20 protein-coding genes are annotated in these 19,491 nt (G+C 65.8%); 2 read left to right on the top strand and 18 right to left on the bottom strand.

The window, feature by feature from the left end:
- Positions 1 to 58 precede the first annotated feature (58 nt).
- Positions 59 to 1,618: a P-loop NTPase fold protein gene (locus AB4136_RS23375; protein ID WP_171020939.1), complete on the top strand. Its 1,560-nt coding sequence runs from the start codon at positions 59 to 61 to the stop codon at positions 1,616 to 1,618.
- Here the strand turns inward: AB4136_RS23375 and AB4136_RS23370 are convergent.
- From AB4136_RS23370 to AB4136_RS23285, 18 genes are all read right to left on the bottom strand, one after another.
- Complete coding sequence (locus tag AB4136_RS23370) at positions 1,610 to 2,416, bottom strand: DNA adenine methylase (protein ID WP_137900755.1); 807 nt, start codon at positions 2,414 to 2,416, stop codon at positions 1,610 to 1,612. The two genes, AB4136_RS23375 and AB4136_RS23370, sit on opposite strands and share 9 nt — an antisense overlap.
- Before the next feature lie 143 nt (positions 2,417 to 2,559).
- Positions 2,560 to 3,282 (bottom strand): DUF2793 domain-containing protein, encoded by a 723-nt coding sequence (locus AB4136_RS23365; protein WP_137900756.1) that lies wholly within the window; start codon positions 3,280 to 3,282, stop codon positions 2,560 to 2,562.
- Between the two features lie 11 nt (positions 3,283 to 3,293).
- Positions 3,294 to 7,181, bottom strand: coding sequence for a baseplate multidomain protein megatron (locus tag AB4136_RS23360; RefSeq protein ID WP_171020940.1), 3,888 nt, complete (start codon positions 7,179 to 7,181; stop codon positions 3,294 to 3,296).
- Complete coding sequence (locus AB4136_RS23355) at positions 7,181 to 7,636, bottom strand: NlpC/P60 family protein (protein WP_137900758.1); 456 nt, start codon at positions 7,634 to 7,636, stop codon at positions 7,181 to 7,183. The genes AB4136_RS23360 and AB4136_RS23355 overlap by 1 nt, the downstream gene beginning before the upstream one ends.
- Positions 7,614 to 8,492, bottom strand: coding sequence for a DUF2163 domain-containing protein (locus tag AB4136_RS23350; RefSeq protein WP_137900759.1), 879 nt, complete (start codon positions 8,490 to 8,492; stop codon positions 7,614 to 7,616). Before AB4136_RS23350 ends, AB4136_RS23355 begins: the two co-directional genes overlap by 23 nt.
- The gene (locus AB4136_RS23345) at positions 8,489 to 9,121 is read right to left on the bottom strand and encodes a DUF2460 domain-containing protein (protein WP_137900760.1); all 633 of its coding nucleotides are present in this window, start codon (positions 9,119 to 9,121) and stop codon (positions 8,489 to 8,491) included. The genes AB4136_RS23350 and AB4136_RS23345 overlap by 4 nt, the downstream gene beginning before the upstream one ends.
- Entirely contained in the window at positions 9,121 to 11,085 is a 1,965-nt protein-coding gene (locus tag AB4136_RS23340; protein ID WP_137900761.1) for a hypothetical protein, read from the bottom strand. The genes AB4136_RS23345 and AB4136_RS23340 overlap by 1 nt, the downstream gene beginning before the upstream one ends.
- Entirely contained in the window at positions 11,082 to 11,384 is a 303-nt protein-coding gene (locus AB4136_RS23335; protein ID WP_441931579.1) for a DUF1799 domain-containing protein, read from the bottom strand. The genes AB4136_RS23340 and AB4136_RS23335 overlap by 4 nt, the downstream gene beginning before the upstream one ends.
- Positions 11,385 to 11,491: 107 nt before the next feature.
- Positions 11,492 to 11,818: a hypothetical protein gene (locus tag AB4136_RS23330; RefSeq protein WP_441931578.1), complete on the bottom strand. Its 327-nt coding sequence runs from the start codon at positions 11,816 to 11,818 to the stop codon at positions 11,492 to 11,494.
- A gap of 12 nt (positions 11,819 to 11,830) precedes the next feature.
- Complete coding sequence (locus AB4136_RS23325; protein WP_137900763.1) at positions 11,831 to 12,763, bottom strand: hypothetical protein; 933 nt, start codon at positions 12,761 to 12,763, stop codon at positions 11,831 to 11,833.
- A 1-nt stretch (position 12,764) separates the two neighbouring features.
- A complete protein-coding gene (locus tag AB4136_RS23320) occupies positions 12,765 to 12,914 on the bottom strand; it encodes a hypothetical protein (protein WP_171020941.1) in 150 nt (49 codons plus the stop codon).
- Positions 12,911 to 13,351 carry a phage tail terminator protein gene (locus AB4136_RS23315; RefSeq protein WP_137900764.1) on the bottom strand — a complete coding sequence of 147 codons (441 nt, stop codon included), beginning with the start codon at positions 13,349 to 13,351 and terminating at the stop codon, positions 12,911 to 12,913. The genes AB4136_RS23320 and AB4136_RS23315 overlap by 4 nt, the downstream gene beginning before the upstream one ends.
- Positions 13,338 to 13,808, bottom strand: coding sequence for a phage virion morphogenesis protein (locus AB4136_RS23310; protein WP_171020942.1), 471 nt, complete (start codon positions 13,806 to 13,808; stop codon positions 13,338 to 13,340). Before AB4136_RS23310 ends, AB4136_RS23315 begins: the two co-directional genes overlap by 14 nt.
- A gap of 47 nt (positions 13,809 to 13,855) precedes the next feature.
- Entirely contained in the window at positions 13,856 to 14,287 is a 432-nt protein-coding gene (locus tag AB4136_RS23305; protein WP_137900765.1) for a DUF1320 domain-containing protein, read from the bottom strand.
- On the bottom strand, positions 14,287 to 14,673 hold the full coding sequence (locus AB4136_RS23300) for a hypothetical protein (protein ID WP_137900766.1): 387 nt from the start codon (positions 14,671 to 14,673) through the stop codon (positions 14,287 to 14,289). Before AB4136_RS23300 ends, AB4136_RS23305 begins: the two co-directional genes overlap by 1 nt.
- 24 nt (positions 14,674 to 14,697) lie before the next feature.
- Entirely contained in the window at positions 14,698 to 15,591 is an 894-nt protein-coding gene (locus AB4136_RS23295) for a Mu-like prophage major head subunit gpT family protein (protein WP_137900767.1), read from the bottom strand.
- A gap of 47 nt (positions 15,592 to 15,638) precedes the next feature.
- Positions 15,639 to 16,073, bottom strand: a complete 435-nt coding sequence (locus AB4136_RS23290) for a hypothetical protein (RefSeq protein WP_137900768.1) — start codon at positions 16,071 to 16,073, stop codon at positions 15,639 to 15,641.
- 33 nt (positions 16,074 to 16,106) lie between these two features.
- Positions 16,107 to 17,180: a phage protease gene (locus tag AB4136_RS23285; RefSeq protein ID WP_137900769.1), complete on the bottom strand. Its 1,074-nt coding sequence runs from the start codon at positions 17,178 to 17,180 to the stop codon at positions 16,107 to 16,109.
- Positions 17,181 to 17,376: 196 nt separating this feature from the next.
- On the opposite strand from AB4136_RS23285, the gene AB4136_RS23280 reads away from it, so the two are divergent.
- Positions 17,377 to 19,347: a hypothetical protein gene (locus AB4136_RS23280; RefSeq protein WP_441931577.1), complete on the top strand. Its 1,971-nt coding sequence runs from the start codon at positions 17,377 to 17,379 to the stop codon at positions 19,345 to 19,347.
- Positions 19,348 to 19,491: the final 144 nt, after the last annotated feature.

Here is a 19,491-nt window from a genome sequence, read left to right as displayed (position 1 = left end):
GGTGATAGCTCCAACAGCCCCCTCTCTGTGAATACCGTCGCGAACAGACGAGATCGCGTTGAAGCGCAGCAAAGAAATACGCTACCTCTGTACTGGGCAACAGTTGGGGGTGAGCAGGGTGAACGATGGCATATCGGAGACCGCAGCGGAAACTGCGGAGAACGACCCTTTGGACCTCATTTGGGCGGACGACCACCTGGGTCGTCGCGAAGATGCCCGGTTTGTTTCCGATTTCATCAGGGGGCAAATCGAACTCCGCAGAAAAAACGGGAGAGTTGCTTCATACGTTCTCAACGTGGATTCACCATGGGGTGGCGGCAAGTCGTTCTTCCTGTCCCGCCTGGCCGAGCAATTGAGATTTGAGGGGCATCTGGTTGCGGAGGTCAACGCGTGGAGAGACGATCACTCAGACGATCCGCTCATATCGTTGATGGCCGCCATCGAAAAAGTCCTCGATCCCTATCTGAAGAAACCCGGCAAGATCTCTGCTGCCTGGGGCGCGGCCAAGACCAACGGTGTGCGAATTGCGGGAAAAGTAGCGGTCGCTGCTGCCAAAACGGCGCTAAAACGATATGTCGGTGAGAGCGTCGAGGACTTGATCTTAGAAGCGGAAGAGACAAAGCAGAAGGACAACAAGACACCCTCGGCGAAACCAGCGAGCGAGGATGTCATCGGTACGGCCCTGGAAGAGGCGACGAAGGAGATTTCGTCGCTAACTGATCGAGCGGCCGACGCGCTGATTGCCAAATTCAACACCACGAGCAAGTCAATTTCCGGTTTCCGGGGCAACATGGCCGCCATCACCAAGACCATGGCCGAGGCTGATCGGAAGGCGCCACTTTTCGTTCTAGTCGACGAACTGGATCGGTGCCGGCCGACCTATGCCATTTCGCTGCTCGAACGTGCCAAGCACTTGTTCGAAGCAGACGGGGTCGCATTCATCTTCGCAACCGACGCAGGTCAATTGCAGCATGCCGTGCGCGGCGTCTACGGTGGCGACTTCGATGGTAGCGGCTACCTTACCCGCTTTTTCGACCGGCGCTATGTGTTCGCCGAGCCCGACGTCAACCAATTTGTCGCCAGCCGCATAGTCGACCTCGACCTTTCGAAGCTGGACAGCGGCCTGGAAAAGCCGCGCGAAACTATAATTCACGGCTTCCAGGCATTGCAGCCCATGCCATTGCGCTCCGTCGAGCAGATCATCGAGATCATCACCGCCACGATCTCGGCGTGGTCATCGAAGCTGCCAATTGACACCGCTTCCCTACTACTTCTGAGCACCTGTTATCACCAACGGCAGGATTTCAATACGAATGTGTTCTTTGAGTCTGTCAGAGGCCGATGGATGTTCACGTCTTCGAGAAACTATGAGCAACAGCCACAAAGAATTGATGTCTTTGGAATGACAGTCAATTTGCTGGCCCAGTCCGGTGACCTATACAGCGGGGTCGTCGGACGATCTGCCGGCCCCAATCCCGCCGATGAATACATTCAGCGCTACCTCTCACGCGAGTTCAATGCCCGGATTGCACATCAGCAGGGCCCAAGTATCCTGCTATCATTGCGTTCTCTTATCCAAAGCGCCGGAAGGGTTCTCAACGACGACACTTCAAGATGAGACTATCAACTCCCGTGCCGGTTTCGCCCCACGACCGCCTGCGACCGTATAATTCAGTTCAACCTCTTCGAAGGCAAAACCAGTGAAGGCAGTGCGGATCTCGGGCACATCGTTGATGGAGAGCAGGAAGCGGCCTTTTAGGCGCGCCAAGCACTCGGCCATCAGTGCGAATTGCTCGCGGCCGAACAAATCGCGGCCGTAGTCGCCTTCCGAGCCGAAATAGGGTGGATCGAGATAGAACAGCGTCTCCGGCCGGTCGTAGCGATCGATGAAGTCCAGCCAGTCAAGGCATTCGATCACCACGCCGGCGAGACGCTCATGCACGTCGGCCAGGAGCGGCTCCAAGCGCGACAGGTTGAATGCACCGCCCGAGCCCGGGTCGACGCCGAAGTTTCGACCGGAAACCTTGCCGCCAAAGGCGATCCGTTGAAGGTAGAGAAAACGGCCTGCCCGCTCCAAATCGGTCAGCGTCACCGGATCGGACGCCTTCAGCCGCTCGAATTCCTTGCGGCCGGTGATCTGGAAACGCAGCGTGTCCAAAAACTGCGGATAGTGCCGCTGCAGGATGCGGAACAGGTTCGCCACCTCGCCGCTGCGGTCGTTGATCACCTCTGACCGCGGCCGCTGCCGTCGACGAAAGAAGACGCCACCCATGCCAACAAAAACTTCGGCATAGGTTCGATGCGGAATTGCGGCAATTCGCGCGGCGATATGTGCTGCAAGGCGACGCTTGCCGCCGATATAGGGCGCTGGCGGCTGCGCTGTTTCGACCGCCGTAAACTCATCTTCAAGGCTCATTTCAGTGCTTTCGAGAATCGGCCACTCTCGTCCTGCCCGGCCGGGCAGCGGGTGTGGCGGTTATCTCGGATCATCGTCAGGCGGGACTGGTTTGGCGATCGGCCCGCCGCCAGCGCCTCGGCGCTGGCCACCCGTTCATTCGGTCATGTCTGCGGCACCCTCGGCAGGATGTAGTGGATGGCGACGCGCACGGCGCCGCCGGTGAAATTGCCGCCATTGGCCGATAGCCGGACCGGCGTGTCGGCGTAGAAGGCGGTCGGGCCGATGACGCCGGCATTATTCGAACCGGCGGCGATGCTCAGCGAGCCACCGAATTTCGAACGCTCGCCGGCCAACCCGCAATCATAGGAGGCAGCACCCGTGATAGCAGTGACGGTGCGGGTCGAGACGCAAAAGACGATTGCGCGGTTCGGGATCGAAATCACGGTGTCGGCAAAGGCGCCGGACAGCCCCGAGACCAGCGTCTCGGCGACCGCCAGAACGTTACGGGCGCCGTTCGGGCTTTCCGAGGCGATGGTGGCGCCGACTGCCGCCGTTTCGCGCCAGGCGGTGCCGGAATGGACCAGCAGCAGCCCCTCGTCGGCCACGAAGCAGAGCCAGCCCTGGCGCGGCACGATCTTGGTCCAGACACCGTCGGCGAAGAGTGCAATGTTGAAATCCCAGCCCAGCCAGACGCCGGAAGCACCGGAGGCCGGAATATAGCGGTCGCCCTCGGAAGGCGCTGCCGGCGGCACGGTGAGATCGCGGTCGAGCACGGCAAGCTGCACCAAAGCGTCCAGCCGATGCAGCGCCTCGTTGACCGGGATATGTTTCTGCGCCTGGTCGGGCGCGATGGTCTGCAGCTTCAGTTTGAGCGTTTCGGGCATCGGCGGCTCCGTCAGATGGTGATCAGGGTTTCAAGGAAGATGCCCGGCCCGTAGCTGGTGCTGCGCTGGGCGATGCGGGCATGGAAGGCGGTGCGCGGCGCGCCGAAATCGGCGGCCTGCAAAGCGGCCGTGTAAATCTGCTCGGGCGCGGTCGTCTCGAAGGCACGCAGAACCGCACCGCCGGCGCCGGAGAGGATTTCCAGCCGGTAGGCCTCGCGTTCCTCGCCGAGCGGCACCTCGTCCCAGCTGTCACCGCCGATGCGGCTGCGCCTGATCCAGGTGAGCCGCCAGTCGCCGGTCTCGCCGCGGCGACCGATCAGCCGCGCTGGGGAAAGTGGTCGCCGCCCGCGCCCGCGCAGCGTCATCGTGAAGGACGACACGCCTGGATCGGCGACGCCGCGTTCGGCCGAGCCAGCGCGCCAGTTGAGCGGCAGGCCGAGCAGCGAGGCTGGCAACGTCGCCTGGGCGACGCTCGGATCGAGCACCAGGCAGCGTGCGCCGGCGGCGACCGGCGCGCGCATTGCGTGCTCCGAGCCGCGCTGGCCGCGCAGAAGCCCGGCAAGCCGGAAGGTGCGCGCGCCGGTCGGCGTGACGTTGGCGAATTGCAGCACCTCCCATTCGCCATCGGCATTCTCGACCAGCATGGCGTTGGCGCCGTTGAAGACGGCAAGCTCCGGCACCGAGGCGAGTGTGCCTCGCGCCAACTCGACGTCGAGCCGGTTGACCCGGTCCCAGCGGCCGACCGGCCCACTATGGAGCGGCGAAGCGATGCGGCCGATCGCGCCCGGCACCGGCAGCAGCGTGTCGAGCTCGAAACCGGCATCGGAGGGCGAACGCCACAAGGCGATGCCGGTGCGGAACGGCGACAAAACGCCGGCGACATAAGGCGCGTGCGCGACATCGCCATCGCGCAGCAGCGGCGCGTCGGCGATAATCACCTGCGCCGGCACGATCGTCTGCCGTGGCGGCTGCTGGCCGCCGGTCGGGTCGGTGCCGAAACTGCCGCCGGCGAGCGGATCGACCTCGAAGGCCTCGACGCGGCGCGCCTCGCCGATCGCCGCGCGCTCGATGCGCACCGCCTGCCCGGCCGGCTGAAAGGCGACAACGTCGCCCGGTTCCAGCGCCAGCCGCGACGGCGCCAACGCAAAGGCATAACGTTCGCGGCCGACCCAGGCGGCATTGAGCTCCAGCTCGGCGATCTCGCGGGCGCGGGTCTCGCCCATCACCACGGGCGGCGAGAAATCGACGACCCGGCGCGACGAGCCGGCCGAGCGCCGCGCTTCGGCAGCGCCGGCCTGGTCGTCGCGCGCCTGGTCGCCATAACGCAGCTTGACCGCGTCGGGCAGGTCGGTCTCCTGCGCCCGCGTCCGGCGAAAACGCGCCGGCGCGTCGCTCGCTACCACCAGTTCGTCGGCCGTGATGGTGGCGATTGGCGCGCGGCCATGACGGGCGAGGAACTTGACGGCACCGCCGCTTTCGACCGCGTCGAACTGGTAGGCGGGCCGCAACGCATCGAGCAGCGCGCGCGCCGAGGTCAGGTTGCCGACCGTCACGCCGTCGACGACGCCGGGGATCGGCTCGACGACATAGTGGCTGAAACCGGCATCGTTGAGGATGGCGCGAATGGTCTCGGCCGCCGGCGCGGTGCCCAGACGGCCGGACAGCCAGTGTCCCGTCTGCCAGTTGCGCCAATCGCCCCACAGGCCCGAACTCACCGGGAAGGACGGCCAGGGCCGAGTGTCCCAGCACCAGATATTGGAATGGCTGAGATCGACCATGCGGCCGCCATAGGCCGGAGAGACCGGATTGTTGGCCGCCTGAGCATAATGACCGATCATCGCCTCCAGCCAGCTGCGCTGCATCTGGTCGTCGCGGGCACCGCTGGAAAACCACGGAAAGCCGCCCTCCGAAGAGCGGCGGTCGGGGAAAAGGTTCGGCTGGTTGGCGCCCTTGTCGACGGCCGGGCAGCCCAGTTCGGTGAAACGCAGCGGCTTCGAGCGCGGCACCCAGTTGGTAGAACCGCCGCTCCGAACCCCGCCCGGCCGGTTGTGATGGGCATTCCGCCACCAGCCCAGAATGTCCTTGTTGCGGAAAACGAAGGGCTCGCCATGGGCGCCGTCGGTGATCGGCGTGCGTGCCTGCGCGTTGCGCGCGGCCTCCGAAGCGTAGAACCAGTCGAAATATTCGCCGCCGGCGACGTTGCCGCGAAGATAGGCCTGGTCGTAGATGGTCGATGGCCCGGCCGGGTCGAAATCCAGATGCGCCGAGCCGTCGCGCCAGTCCGACAGGGGCAGGTAATTGTCGATGCCGATGAAGTCGATATTGGCGTCGGCCCAGAGCGGATCGAGGTTGAAGAAGACGTCGCCCGAACCATCGCCCGGCCGGTGGCTGTGATATTCCGACCAGTCGGCGGCGTAACCGAGCTTCACGCCGGCGCCCAGCATGGCGCGCGCCTCGGCCGCCAGCGTCTTCAGTGCGTCGACGAACGGATAGGTCGTGCCGGACGAGCGCACCTGCGATAGCCCGACCAGTTCCGAACCGATCAGGAAGGACTCCACCCCGCCGGCCAGCGCCGCCAGCCTGGCATTGTGCAGGATAAAGCGGCGGAAGCTCCATTCCGCCGGACCGGAATAGGTGACGGTGGTGCCGGAGCCGCCGAAATGCACGGCGCGCGCCGTGCCGACGAAGGAAGCGACCTGATCGGCGGCCGCGGCCGTCTTGTCGGGTGAACCGGCGAAACCCGGCGCCGGCGAGCAAGACATGCGGCCGCGCCACGGATAGGCCGGCTGGCCGGGAGACGACGCACCCGCCGAATAGGGGTGGGGCAAGGCATTGCCATGCGGCACGTCCATCATAATGAAGGGCAGCAGGCAGACATCGAGCCCCCTCGCCTTCAGCGCCTGAATGCAGCGGATGACCGAGGCGTCGTCCGGCGTGCCGCCATAAGCGGGGGCGCCCTCAATGGTGGAGACCAAGGTCGCGGTCTGCCTGGTCAGGCCGGCGACGCGCCACGTCACCGGCTCGGTGGTCTTGACCGTTTCGATGCGCGGCTCGATACGACATGCGCCGCAGCGCAGATCGGTGCCGAACCAGGACACGACCAGCATCACGCTCTTCAGCGCCGGGCACAACATTTGCAGCCGGTCGATCGAGGCGGCGATATCGGTCGCGGCCAGAAGCGTGTGGCGGTTCTGGCTCTCGCCGTCCTTGACCCAGACATGGCGCGTGTCCAGCCCATGTTCGTTGCCGGGGATCAGCGCCACTGCCTCCACCTGTGTTTCCAGCGCGCCGACGAGGCGGAACACTTCCGCGTTGATCTGCGGGATGCGGTTGCCATAGGCGGTCAGGTCGAGCCGTTCGAAAACGATGTAGCAAAGCCCGCGATAGGCCGGCGCCGCTCCTTCCTTGGCCTCGATCAGCGGATCGGCGAGCTGGCTTTCCGAACCCGGGTGAAAGCGGAATTCGACCTCGTCCTGGTCGATCTCCTTGCCGTCCGCCCAGATGCGGCCGATGCCGGCGACCGGCCCCTCGCACAGTCCGACCGCGAAATTGGCATGGTAGACATAGGTCGTGGTCTCGACCTTCGGCCCGCCAAACCCCTTGCCGCCGGATTTCTCCTTGCGGATCTCCTCCTCGAACCGCGTCGCCCAGAACAATTGGCCGGCGGTGCGGGCGCGGCCATAAAGCCGGTTGATCGGGCTGCCTTCGGTCGAGGTCTGCACGTCGGAGCTGGTGAGACGCGGGCCTTCGCGTTTCTGCGCCGGTGTCAGTGCCGAAACCAACGCCTGGTCGGCCATCGAGCCGATCAGCGCGCCGATGGCGCGGCCCGCGATCAGCCCGATCGGCCCAAAGGCCGCACCCAACGACGCGCCGGCAAGGCCGAGCAGGATGGTTGCCATCACGCCCTCCCCGGCAGGCAGAAGACACCGGCGATGCGGGCGCGCCATTGCGGCGCCAGCCAGCCTTCGGCGACGATGCCTGCCGACTGGTAGGCATGCAGGAGCCGTTCCGGCTCGACCAGAAAGCCGCAATGCTTGGCCGGCAGCGACGGCCGCCAGCGGAAGACCAGCACGTCGCCAGGCAGCATCGCCGCGACCGGCACGGCTGCAAAGTGCCTATGTGCGGCGTCGAGCAAGGTCTCCTCGCCCGTCGTCTCCGCCCAGTCGCCGCTATAGGCCGGCAGCGGCTCGGGGTCCTCGCCGTGGAAAGCGCGCCAGACGCCGCGCACCAGGCCGATGCAATCGGCGCCAACGCCCTTCAGCGACGCCTGGTGGCGATAAGGCGTGCCGATCCAGCCGCGCGCTTCGGCAACGATTGCCGCGCGGAAAACCTCATCGGAAGAAGGACGAACCATCGTTCACCTCCGATTTCTTGGCGACGCCGAGCGCGAAATCATTGCCCGGAATGTGCGGAAAGCCCCGGAAATTGGCGCCGTTGCCGAAACGCGAACGGCACATGTCGAAGGTGCGGGCGCAGCCGGCGGTGACGATGAAGGCATCGCCGGCGACGACCGGCCGGGCGGCGCGACGCCACAGCACCAACCTCTCGCCCGAATGACCGCGCAGTTCGACGCGGGCGCCTCGGTTTGCTCCGGCGGTCCAGGCAAGCACGCCATGGGTGAACAGGTCGCCGGCGAAACCGGCGAGACCGGAGACCGACAGCAGTCGGTCGTCGCTCGCGCCGAGCACGGTGCCGGAGCCGCGACGGGCCGGACTGGTCAGGTCGACGCCGCAGCGGGCGTCGCCCAGCACCGCATCGCACTGGCGTTGATAGGTGCGGCCCTCGTCCTGGTTGAGGCGATGGACGAGACCGCGGATCTCGGCCTCGTAGGCAAGGTCGCCGCGCGTCACTTCGCCGAGCGAGCCCGCCCGCTCGAGCAACCGGTTATCGACCTGCGTCCAGTCGACGATCCAGATCTCGACATCGGCGTCGTCCCAGAGGCCGAGCGCGATGTCGGCATCGGCGATGGCATCGGTCGAGACCGCGCCGGAAACCTCGTCGGTGTCGACGGCAAGGCCGAGCGAGCTTTCCGTCTCGGCGGCGGTGAAACCGGTCTCGGCCTGGTAGGTGACACCGCCGAAGACAAGGTCGCGGTCATGGTCGGTGAAGCCCAGCACCAGCCCGTCCCGACGCTGGAAGCGCCAGCAATGGCAAAGCGTGGTGACACCGGACGCGACCAGCGCGGCGAGGCCCGGCGGCAGAACCATCATGGCCGGATCTCCTTCAACAGGATCGACGGGATGTCGCCGAGCGTCGCCGTGCGGTGGCTGATCTGGTCGAGGCGGCAGTCGAAGCGCACCGGCACGTGGAATTCGCCGCCCCAGCTGAGCGCGGCACTAGCGGCCGGAGCAACGGCGAAGGTGACGATCCCGGTGGCGGCATCGAGCGTCCAGCCGGCGGCCGCCGCTCCGCCGATGCCGATCTCGACAGTGCCGGCCACCGGCTTGCCGATCGGCCGGAAGAATTCATGCGGGCCGCGCGCATAACGTTTGACGAGCTGGAAGGTCCTGCGCACGCCGTCGCCGGTGCCGAGATCCTGGTCGGTGCGGCTCACCGGCTGGTGCGGGCCGCGCGAACGGTAGTCGGACCAGTCCTTCAGCCGAAAGCCCTTCAGCCGGCCCATGGCGATGTAATAGAGCTCCAGCACCTGATAGAGCTCGTCCGGCGTGCGCACGCCGTAGCGGGCATCGTAGAAACGCAAAGGCTGCGCGATGCGGGTGTTGCGCTCCTCATGGCCCGAGGATTTTTCAACGATTTCGGCCGGCCAGTCAGGCCCGCCGGCCGAACCGGACGAGACATGGACCGGGAAGAGCTGGTCCTCGAGGAACGGGATCGCCATCACGAATACCTGCCGCTGCGCGCCGCCAGCCGGCCGGCGGCGCGGGCGGCGAGAGCTCGGCTTTCGGCGAAGGCCTTCGGGTTCGGCGTCTCGACATGCCAGTTGTTGACCACCGTCCGGCCGCCGCCATATTTGCGCTGCAGGTCTTCCGGCCAGCCGATCTCCTCGCCATCCATGGCGATCACCGGCCGCTCGCCAGGTTTCAGCCAGCCGCCGCCATGCAGGCGCGGCGCGCCGATGAACAGCGACGGCGGCACCCGGCGCGTGGGTCCGGGCGCGGCACCGACGGAGCCGCCGCCATGGTAGAGACCGACACCAAGAGCGCCCGGAGCGGCCGGGAACATGTTGAGCGCGTTGAGGCCAAACAGGTCGCCGAGCATGCCGAGCCCGCCGCCCCGACCGCCGAACAGGGCCTGGTCGAGCGCGCGCAGCGAGAAATCGAGGAAACGCTGCGAGACCATCTGGATGACGCCGCCAAGCGCCTCGCCGGCGCTGCCGGCCCGCCAGACCGTCATGCCGAACTGATGCATGATACCTTGCAGCGCGCCGAACTCCTCGGCGAGTTCCGCCGCACTGCCGCCCGCTCCGCCGCGCCGGGCATAGGCCGCACTATTACCGACAAAACCGCCGGAGGCGTAACCGGAGATGCCGGCGCGCATCGCTTCCAGATTGGCGACGCCGATGCGGGCGGTCGAGGCAGCGTCAAAGACGAATTCCCGGCCATGCACGAAGCCGGCGACGCGGTCGGCCGGCAGATGGCCGGTATAGCCGCCGGCGGCGAAACCGCCCGCCGGCAATCCGCCCGGACCCGCCGGCAGTGCCGGTTGCACCGAAAGACCGGAAATCGAACGCAGCAGCCGCTCATATTCGGCAAGCTGCGCGTTGGCCGCGCCGGCGGCATCGCCGGAGGCGGCGATCTCGCCCGAAACGCCCGCAATCGGCGCGTTGGCCGCGGCGGCACTGCCCCCGATGTCGCGATATTTCTCGGCCGAGCCGCCCAGCGCTGTCGCGGCCGCCTCGGCATCGCCGGTCAGCCCCTTCAACAGATCCTTGGCGCGGGCGAGCTCGGCCTGCAATTTGGCCGCCTGCTCGGTGTCGGCGATCAGCCGCTCTGCGGTCTGGCGCAAGGGCGAGCCGACCGGCAGTTCCTCGGCCGCCTTGCCGATCTCGTTGCGGAAGGCGATGAGGTCGGCCTTGCCGTCGGCCAGCTGCCGGCGCAGCTTCAGCACCGCCTCGCCAACCGCGCCGAAATCCTCGAGGAAACGTTCGAGCCCGTTCTGCAGCGCAAGCGGACCGAACAGGTCGCGGCCGTTGAAGTCGCCGATCGCCAGTTCGACGTCCTTTTCGAGGCGGCCGATGTCCTGCTGCGCCTGGAAGCGCAAAAGCGAGCTGCTCTCGAGGCCGTAGGAGGAGGCCCCGCCCCTCGCCTCGTCATAGGCGCCCTTGATGCGACGGATGAGTTCGGTGTGTTCCTTGAGATCGCGGTTGATGCGCGGCGTGTTGTCGAACACCTCGCGGGCATAGGAGACGAAGGCCTCGGTGGCGATGCCGAGGCCGGCGGCGACGGCCGCACCCACAACGCCGCCGGCGAGACCGGCAAGCAGCCCGACCGTTGCGCCCCGGAAGCGGCCGAGATGGTCGGCGGCGCCGCCGGCCGCCTTGCCGACATCGCCGAGGCCGGTTGCGGCGCCCGGTGCCGCGCGCCCGGTATCGCCGAGCCCGGCGCCAACCTTGCCCAGCGCATCGGCCGCCGGCGGCGCCTTCCTGGAGAGCTTGTCCAGCTCTTCGTTGACCGGTGCCCATTCGATCGGCTTTTTGGTGTCGCGCGCCGTCACCTTGTCGAGGTCGCCGGACGTCTTCACCGCCTTCTTGCCGAGATCCTCGACGCCGCGCGCCGTCTCGTCGAGCGCCTGGCGGGCGCCCTTGGCATCGCCGTCGATGACGAGCGCCAGCCTCAGCGTCATCTCAGCGCCCCGTTGAGCGCATCGCGCGCCGCGGCTTCGAGGGTCTGCAGATCGGCCAGCAGCTTTCGGTCGAGGTGGATGCCGGCTGCGCCGAAAGCGACGGCGGCACCGGCATAGTCGAGGCCAATGAAGACGGCGCGCAGCCTCCCGTCCTCCAGGCCAAGCGTCGTGCGCCATTGGCTGGCGGCGGCAAGGAAGGCTTCGACCGCCGCTTCATTGTCCGGCCACACGCCGGCAAAACCGCCAGGCCGATGCCCGGCCAGCCGTTCGGCCAGGGCAAGCAGCTGGTTTTGCGGCACGGCGAAGGCGCGCGCGTCATCGAGCGCGGCATGGGAAACATCCTCCAGATCGGTGCGGGCGCTTTTCTCGACGAGGCCGCCGGCCGCCCAGGCCCGCGCGGCCGCATTCAGTTTCCCCGGCGTGCTCCACCGATGGCGCCGAGAAAGGCGGTCAGCAGCGCCTGGCGAACATGGTTGTTGTCGGCGAGGCGCGCGAAGCTTTGCGGCGTCAGCGCCAGCGGCGAACCGTCGTCGTCCTCGACCTCGTCGATGGCGGCAAGGGCTGCCTGCAGCAGTGCCCGCGCGCCCGCGCCGGTGGTCATGTCGAAACGCTCCAGCTCGGAGATGGTCAGCGCCCGGAACTCGGCGCGGAAGGAACCGAGCTCGGTCTCGCCATCCGGCGAGCGCACCGCAACCGTCGTCCAGAAACTCGGATTGGCATCGAGGCGAAACATCAAATCCTCCCGTCAGGTCAGCGTCAGCGTCCATTGGTCGTTGCCGGCGGTCGGCAGCGGCACCATCGGCAGCACCCATTCCAGGATGTTCTGCTGGTTGGCGAAGCTCGGCCGCTGCAATTGCGCGCCGGCGACCGCCAGCGTCGCTTTGCGGCCCGCGCTGCGGCCATGCTGCAGGGAAAGCGCTGTCCGCAGCTGGCCGGCGGCGGCGGCGAAGGGGTCGAATGTCGAAAGCGGCACCGCCTCGACCTGGCACGAGATCGCATCAGTGCGGTCGACGACAAGGATGCTCTCGGCGCCGATCAGGAAACGGCCCTGCACGTCATTGCCGAGGTCGAGCGAGAAATTGCGCAAGACTAGCGGCACGGCGCCGAGCGTGAAAACAGGCGTGTTGAGGCTGGTGGCGATGTCGGGCGCCAGGAAGGCGGTCAGATCGACGGTCGGCCGGACGCCGGGATCGCTGGGCAGGGAAAACAGGCCACGGAAATCGAATTCGAGATAAGGAATGCCCTGTGCGTCGATCCGCATCACGGCGCTGCCACGGCTGCCCTTCAGCACGAAACGGGTCGGACCGATCCAGAAATGATGGGTGACGCTTTCATGGCCGTCGCTGATTGGATTGTAGACAACGGATGTGGCGGCCGTGATCGTCTGGCCGACCGCGCAGGCCCTGAGCGAGGTTCCCCAGGCCGGCGGGACACCGGCGGTGCCGGACGGCACCATCTCGACGCGGTATTGCAGCCGCATCGCCAGCTGCGTCGGCACCGTGGCCTGCGCGCCGAGCCAGGGCAATTCATGCTCTCGGCTGACATCCTGCCCTTCCATTGGCGACAGCACGACACTGGTGGCCAGGATGCCGTCGACCGTACCGGTGGGCGCCGCGTCGACGCCATAGACCGTCTCGCGCTTGCACAGCAGGATCTTCGATTTCCATTTGATCGGCATTTCAAGCCTCCTTCGACGGCGCCCCGGCTGGCGGCTCGGCCGTGAATTCGACGCGTTTCAGCGAACCGTCCGGCTGGCGTGCGAAACTGCCGCCGGACGACGGCAATGGAGGTGGCAAAGCCTTGTCTTCCACGACCGGTTTTTTGCTCATGGCAGCACCCTCAACTGGTTCTGGATAGCGAAATCGAGCTGGTAGATGACGGTGCCGGCTTCAGCCGACAGCAGCTGGCCGCGCCGCAGCGAAAAAACGCCCACCACCTCTTCCGGTCCCCAGCCGGCGAGTGCCGCGATCAGCTTCCAGACCAATTGGTCGACGGTGGCGAGCGAACGGGCGCCGGCGATATCGCCGGCGGCGTGGATCACCAACATGACGGCGAACACTTCATCGACCAGTTGCGTGAAGGCGCCGGCCGCCGCATCGCCCTGGTTGCGAGCGACTAGGCCGAGCGGCAGGACAAAGGCATGCCGTGGCGCCTGCGGCAGGCCGCCCTTGCGCACCAGTTCCGACAGTTCGGCGGCGCCCTCGACCCGGCGGGCGAGCTCGGGCACGCGGCTGTCGATGCGGGCGACGAGCTCAGCGACCAGCATTGCCGCCCTCCTCCGCGCCGAGATAGGCGCCGGCGATCGCAGCGATTTCCTTGCCGGCGGCCTCATCTAGACCGAGGAAGGCGCGTTGCGGCATGGTCACCGCCTTGACCGTGACGAAGCCGTTACCGCCCGGCAGCCGGAAACGCAGCGCGCGAGCCTTCTTCGCCTCGATGCGGCCGCCGGTCTGGTGGATGGCGGCATAAAGCACATTGGTGCCGACGGCGACGCCGTCGTCGCTCGCCTCATGGGTGATCGACTGCACCAGGTTGGCGGTATCGGTCAGGGTGCGGCCGCCGAAGAAACGGGCGCGCAGCGATTGCGGCCAGGGACTGCCTTGCGGGTCCTCTTCGTCCTCGAAACGCTGCTGGGTCGAGACGACGAGCGCGGCGCCGACCTCGTCCCACAATTCGCGCGGCCGCTCGGCCCGGCCGGCGGCCTGTTTCAGGTCGGAAAGCACGACCTCGTAGCCGTCGAAGGCAAGCCGCGCGCCCCGCGCTGCCTCGCTCAGATGTAGCCCTTCAGCGTCGCGGCCGAGAGCGGCCGCTCCGGCTCGTTGGTGACGACTTCGGCCGCAGCCGAGGCCGGCGGCTCGACGCCGGCGACGTCGAGGCGGATCAGCCCCGAAGCGATGTCGCGCAGCGTCTTCAACGCGGCATCGTGATCGGCCTTGATCTTCTCGGCGGCGACGCGGCCATGCGCGTAATAGATCGAGATGCGCAGGGCGAGATCGGTGACCAGGCGCGGCACCTCTGCCAGCGGCAGCGCGTAACGCAGCTTGAGATGGCCGTCGATCAGCGCGCCGGCGTCGGCGATCGCCCGGTTGAACAGAGCGACGTCGACAATCGTCACCGGCACCTCGCCGCGATCGGACAATTCGATCAACAGCCGCTCCGAATAGCGGTCCTTCAGCTCGGCAAGCGTGCAATAGGTAGCCATCAGACGAACTCGACGGTGAGCATCGGCTCGGCGAGCAGTGCCTCGAGCTGTTCCGGCAAACGGAAGGCCGACAGATCGTGTTCGATAGCCGCGATGCCGTGCGCCATGCCGGCGCGGCGGAAGCCGTCGATCCGCGAGACGACGCGCAGGCCGGATGGCGGGGCATCGTGCGCCGCCTGCCAAGCCTTAAGCGCCGCGGCCAGGCGCGGGAAGCGCAGACGGAACGCCTCCTCGCCTGGTTGCGCATCGTCGGGCAATGGGGTCCCCGCAGCGACGGCGGGCTGCGGGGCATCCGGGCCGGCAGGCTCCGGGGCCGGCGCGGATGTCTGGATAGGTTGAAGGGTCTCCGCTGCCGGCTGGGCCGCGGCTTTCGATTTCCTGGTCATGAGCGGTCTCCGGGTCGGGAACGGTCAGGCCAGCCAGGGCACGACCAGCAATTCGGCCGTGCCTTTCCACTGGTTGGTCTCGCCGCCGGCGCCATAGTCGTTGTTGAGCAATTTGCGCGCCGCGCCTTCCAGCGCCGGCGGCACCACCATCAGGCTTGCCGTAAGGCCGAGCGGGCGGCCGTAATCGCCCTTCATCGACGAGACGGCGACACGCGCGGTCTCGTAGCGGGCGGCGTCGAGCGGCTGGCGCGAGCCCCAGCAGAACTGCCAGAAGCCGAAGCCGACATTGGCGCGGGCGTCGGCGCCGTAGACAAATTCCTTGTTCATGAAGACATTGTCGTCGGTGAGCTTGTCCTTGGCCTGGAAGTCGAAATCGCGGCGCTTCTGCAGGATGACCGGCTTCAGCGCGCGCGAGGCGTCCATGAGGAACCAGGCGGTGCCGGCGCCGCCATCGGTGTTGGCGACCGAGACTGGCTGGCCGGCCTCGTCGAGCACCGGATGGTCGGTGTCGAAATAATACTGGCCGTCGTAGCACTTCTCGGAAAAGCCGGATTTCAGCAGGCTGAAGACGAGCTGATCCCATTTGGCGCCCGTCGACTGCCCCATTTCGGTGAACATCGGCGCGTAGATGCCGAGATTGTCGGTCTCGATGTCGTCGCGGTCGACGCCGATAGTGAGTTCCCACGGCTTTTCGGTGATCGAATAGTCATGCTGCTGCAGGTTCTGCACGGCGCGTGGACCGATCCATTCGCGGACATTGGGGATCTTGCCGAGCCAGCCATATTTCTGCGTCTTGGTCGACGAAGGCACGCCGGTCGAGATGCGCGAATGCAGGGTCGAGGCCTGGCCGAGGCCGGCCTGGAACGAGGTCTTGAAGCCGACGCGCAGGCTGTCGAGATTGGCGGCGTTGATGAGCATGGACGTTGATCCTGTTGAAGCGAAAGCCTTTTCGAACCGGGAAGCGATCAGGTGAGATAGGCCCTGGCGAGCGCCTCGTCGAAACGCACCCAGACGCCGAGCTCGTCGACCCCGTCGACGAAGCCGGCGATGGAGCGCGTGTTGGTGGCGCTGGTCTTGGCCACCGTCTGGTCGTCGACGGCATAGGCCGGTCCGCCGATATCGGCGGCGGAGATGAGGTCGGCGGCGGCCGAATTGGCGAAACGATAGATGCCCGCCCGGTATTTGACGTCGGCCGCACCCGCCGCGCCCGCATTGACCTTCTGCTCCTCGGCGCGGCCGACGCCGATCAGGCCGGCCGCCGTTTGGCCCTTGGTGAGATGGCCGGTGGCCGCGCGCATGACGATGGCGCCGGCGAAAATGGTGACGCCGGCCGCCATCGGGCCGGAACGGTCGTCGCCGATCATCCTCGGCGTGTTGCGGTCGGCGGTCAGGGCGGTCATGGTTTTGTCTCCGGTGGCGGATGAAAGAAATGGCTAAACTTGGCGTTCGGCCTTCAGCGTCGCGAGATAGTCCTTCTCGGCGATACCGAGCAGGCGCGCGGCCTGGCGCTGCTCCGCCTGCAGCGCGATCTCGCCGGCCGGAACCGGCGGCGGCACGATCTCGCCGCCGCCGCCAAGCACCGGCAGGCCGGCGATCAGTTCGGCCGTACCGGCAGGATCGGCCATGTGCATGGCGACGTAGCGGTCGCGCAGCGGCTTGACGCCGACGCGACCGGCCTTGATGGCGCCGTCGACATAGGCCTCGGCCTTCTCGCGTTTTGTCGTCTCCTGCAGGGAATTCAGGCTTTTGGTGACGGTGGCGAGCTCGCTCTGCAGCGCGGTAAGGGCTTGCTCGCTGTCCTTGCCGCCGTTGCCGGTGGCCAGCGCCTGGACACCGGTCAGTACGGCGCCAGCATCGATGCCGGCCTGCAAGCCGAGGGCCACCGCGATCGGATCGAGCGCGGCCTGCATCGCCGTCGAGGACTTCGCCTTTTCGGCATGCAGCGTGGTGACAGCGGTCAGCGCCGCCTCTTCGGTGGTGGCGGCGGGCAGGCCGAGCGCCGCGAGCAGCTTTTCGAGCAGCGGGTTCATCTCTGTCTCCTGGTGAAGTGTGGTCAGCCCGCGCAGGTTCGGCCGGTTGACCAGCGAGGCGCGCAGAATGGCGGTGACGGTGCCGTCGGCGGCGTGCTGGATCGCCGGCGAAATGCCGCGATAGGCGCGGCTGGTGACCAGGTGGCGGCCGTCCTCGGTCCATTCCACCCTGCCCCAGACGCCGTCGGCGCGGGCCTGCAATTCGACGATCCAGCCGCGCGCCGGCGCAGGCCGGCCTTGCGGAGCAGCCAGATCGGTTGCGTGGTTCTCGTCGATCGGCAGCCGCTCGCCGGCGCCAAGGCTCACTGTTGCCAGGCGGGCGGCGTCGGGCACGCGGTAAGGCCCCCGACCATCGCAGGTGCGGATCTCGCCGGCCGGCAGAAGATGCACCCAGTCGGGCGCGCCCTCGGGCAGGCCGACGGCGGCGCAGAGCGCCACATTGGCGATTACAGTGGAATGAAGCGAGGAGCGAAGCATGGCGGCAGCTTGCCGCCATGGAAAGGCTCAAACCATGCCCGCCGGCGCGGGCGTGGCACACCTCTATCGCCGCGAGGCTGTCACGAACGAGCGAGCAGGGTCAAGGCTCGGGTTCTTGCGCTAAGACTCTTAGGCGCCGCCATATGCTTGAAGAATCAACGTCTGCGAGTCCAAATGTAGCTGGGTTGGTGGACACATGCTGAAACTTGCAATGATTGACCGCCGCGTCGCGATCTACGACGAGGAGGGCAAGAAGAATTACAAGCGTATTAGTGACATAGTTTCCGAGCCCTTCGTGGTTTTGCTCGGCGAGCCAGGTATGGGAAAATCGTCGGTGTTCGAGGGGACAGCAAGGCTCCAAGGACTGGAGCCGATCACCGTTAGGCAATTGCTGAACGGCGCTCAGATCGATCCGACGAAACGTCTCTATGCTGACTCTTTCGATGAGTATCGTTCGGACGGACGGGAAGCCGACAAGGCTTGCCTGTTGGCGGAGACCATAAAGGGCGCAAAATTACAAAGCTGGTGGCTTTCATGCCGCGGACAGGATTGGCGTGAACTATCCGATCTGAGGGAGTTGCAACGATCGACTGGCGATGGAAAAATCGTCGTCGCAAGCCTCGAGCCGCTCGATCGCTTCGAAGCAGCGGCTGTGCTGGAAGCGCTTGGTGCGCCCGAGCCTCTCTCACTCGTCAAGCAGGTGGAGAAGATCGGTGCACCCGCTTTCCTCGAAAATCCCCTGTTGGTTCGCCTGTTGTATGAGGCTTGGCTGGCCAATGGAGCGATTCCGCCAACCCGTTTCGAAATCTACCAGGCGGCGATCCGGCAGATGGCGGAAGAACGTAACCCTGATTATGCGCATGTTGATCGCAACTCGGTAGATGAAAGGATATCAGCTGCGGCAAAAGCGTGCCTAATTCAGCTGACTACCGGCGCAAGCGCCATTTGGCGTTCCAATTTGGCCGTACCGAGATCAAGCGGTGATCGTCCTCCTCTGACTAGGGACGATCTTGCGCTGAACTCTAAACTTCTCATGAGCACGCTGGATACAGCGCTATTTCGTGGTGAAGGCAGCCTCTTTCAACCGGCGCACCGATCAATTGCCGAATTCCTAGGGGCAATGGCCTTGGCTGCAGCGGTGAACGGCGATGCCGATCATGCCGCCCTGCCCTTGTCGCGGGCCATGGCACTTATCTGCGGCCCTGATGGCATGCCGCCGAGTGCGCTGCGTGGGCTGTTCGCCTGGGTCGCGGCGCACCTCGGCTTCAATGGAGATTTCAAACGAGCGGCAGAACTCATTGAACGCGATCCGATAACCGTTCTCTCCTATGGAGATGCTGCTGTTCTTGGCACTGAAGGCCGGAAGCTGCTGCTCGACAAGATCGATCGCGATGACCCCTATGCATACTTTATGCGGGGGGTCACAACTATCGGTGCGCTAGCCGGGGAGGATCTCGCGGAGGAATTTCGAACCATCCTCACCACAGGTGGAACAAGTGCAAAGCTGCATGCGGTTTTGAGTGCCCTGACTGTCGGCCGCCCCGTCAAATCTCTTGAGCCGCTTCTTAGGAATATTGCGTACGATAGAAGGGCGCCAAATTGGTTGCGCTTAAGTGCGGTAGATGCTTGGCTAAACGGCGCTGATCATCCCAACCAGCGTCTTCGACAATTGCTCGAAACACTTTCTGAAGAAACCGCGTCAGCTGACCGCGAAGAATTGCGGGCATCCATCGCGGCTCGGTTACCAGCAACTCTCTTGCCACTTAATGAGCTGAAAGCGATTCTACGCGATTTTGAACGAGTTCAAAGGAGCGATCATGGCGGCGGGCTCCATCGCCTAGACCGGCAGCTACGGGACTATCCAAGACCGGAATTGTTTAATGAACCCGTTTCAAACTGGAGAGACGACACCGAGAATCCTCCTCAAACATCTGAGGTCAATCATCTGCTAGAGCGTGCTCTAGCCGCCGCTATCACGGGAGAGCCAACACCGGACGGCGAACAGCTGTTGACGTGGCTGAACCACGTCTCCTACGGAACATCCGCCGTTGATGATGTTCGAAAAGCGATCCAGCAGTGGCTCGACGCGGCGCAAGATCGAGATGTGTCACTGGCAGCCGCATTGATTGCCTCGGACGATACCGCGCTACATGCCTGGATGATCTGAACCGCCCCGGGTTTGCCGGAGGCTCCAACTTCCAAATAGGATGGAGCCATGACGAGCAAAACGACGAACAAGTTTTCCCCTGAGGTGCGCGAGCGTGCGGTGCGGCTGGTGTTGGATCACGAGGCCGATCATTCCTCCCGCTGG

This window comes from Mesorhizobium sp. 2RAF21 (assembly GCF_052115345.1).
Classification (GTDB): domain Bacteria; phylum Pseudomonadota; class Alphaproteobacteria; order Rhizobiales; family Rhizobiaceae; genus Mesorhizobium; species Mesorhizobium terrae.
The sequence above is the reverse complement of the archived record's forward strand: the minus strand, read 5'-3'. Positions and strand labels throughout refer to the sequence as shown.

Bases quoted from the DNA above. Each gene is read 5' to 3' on its own strand.
- AB4136_RS23345 (WP_137900760.1), bottom strand. From the start codon at position 9,121: ATGGCGATCCCGTTCCTCGAGGACCAGCTCTTCCCGGTCCATGTCTCG.
- AB4136_RS23365 (WP_137900756.1), bottom strand. From the start codon at position 3,282: ATGCCCGAAACGCTCAAACTGAAGCTGCAGACCATCGCGCCCGACCAG.
- AB4136_RS23305 (WP_137900765.1), bottom strand. From the start codon at position 14,287: ATGGCTACCTATTGCACGCTTGCCGAGCTGAAGGACCGCTATTCGGAG.
- AB4136_RS23350 (WP_137900759.1), bottom strand. From the start codon at position 8,492: ATGATGGTTCTGCCGCCGGGCCTCGCCGCGCTGGTCGCGTCCGGTGTC.
- AB4136_RS23290 (WP_137900768.1), bottom strand. From the start codon at position 16,073: ATGACCGCCCTGACCGCCGACCGCAACACGCCGAGGATGATCGGCGAC.
- AB4136_RS23320 (WP_171020941.1), bottom strand. From the start codon at position 12,914: ATGAGCAAAAAACCGGTCGTGGAAGACAAGGCTTTGCCACCTCCATTG.
- AB4136_RS23340 (WP_137900761.1), bottom strand. From the start codon at position 11,085: ATGACGCTGAGGCTGGCGCTCGTCATCGACGGCGATGCCAAGGGCGCC.
- AB4136_RS23285 (WP_137900769.1), bottom strand. From the start codon at position 17,180: ATGCTTCGCTCCTCGCTTCATTCCACTGTAATCGCCAATGTGGCGCTC.
- AB4136_RS23370 (WP_137900755.1), bottom strand. From the start codon at position 2,416: ATGAGCCTTGAAGATGAGTTTACGGCGGTCGAAACAGCGCAGCCGCCA.
- AB4136_RS23360 (WP_171020940.1), bottom strand. From the start codon at position 7,181: ATGGCAACCATCCTGCTCGGCCTTGCCGGCGCGTCGTTGGGTGCGGCC.
- AB4136_RS23315 (WP_137900764.1), bottom strand. From the start codon at position 13,351: ATGCTGGTCGCTGAGCTCGTCGCCCGCATCGACAGCCGCGTGCCCGAG.
- AB4136_RS23295 (WP_137900767.1), bottom strand. From the start codon at position 15,591: ATGCTCATCAACGCCGCCAATCTCGACAGCCTGCGCGTCGGCTTCAAG.
- AB4136_RS23330 (WP_441931578.1), bottom strand. From the start codon at position 11,818: ATGTTTCGCCTCGATGCCAATCCGAGTTTCTGGACGACGGTTGCGGTG.
- AB4136_RS23280 (WP_441931577.1), top strand. From the start codon at position 17,377: ATGCTGAAACTTGCAATGATTGACCGCCGCGTCGCGATCTACGACGAG.
- AB4136_RS23325 (WP_137900763.1), bottom strand. From the start codon at position 12,763: ATGCCGATCAAATGGAAATCGAAGATCCTGCTGTGCAAGCGCGAGACG.
- AB4136_RS23355 (WP_137900758.1), bottom strand. From the start codon at position 7,636: ATGGTTCGTCCTTCTTCCGATGAGGTTTTCCGCGCGGCAATCGTTGCC.
- AB4136_RS23300 (WP_137900766.1), bottom strand. From the start codon at position 14,673: ATGACCAGGAAATCGAAAGCCGCGGCCCAGCCGGCAGCGGAGACCCTT.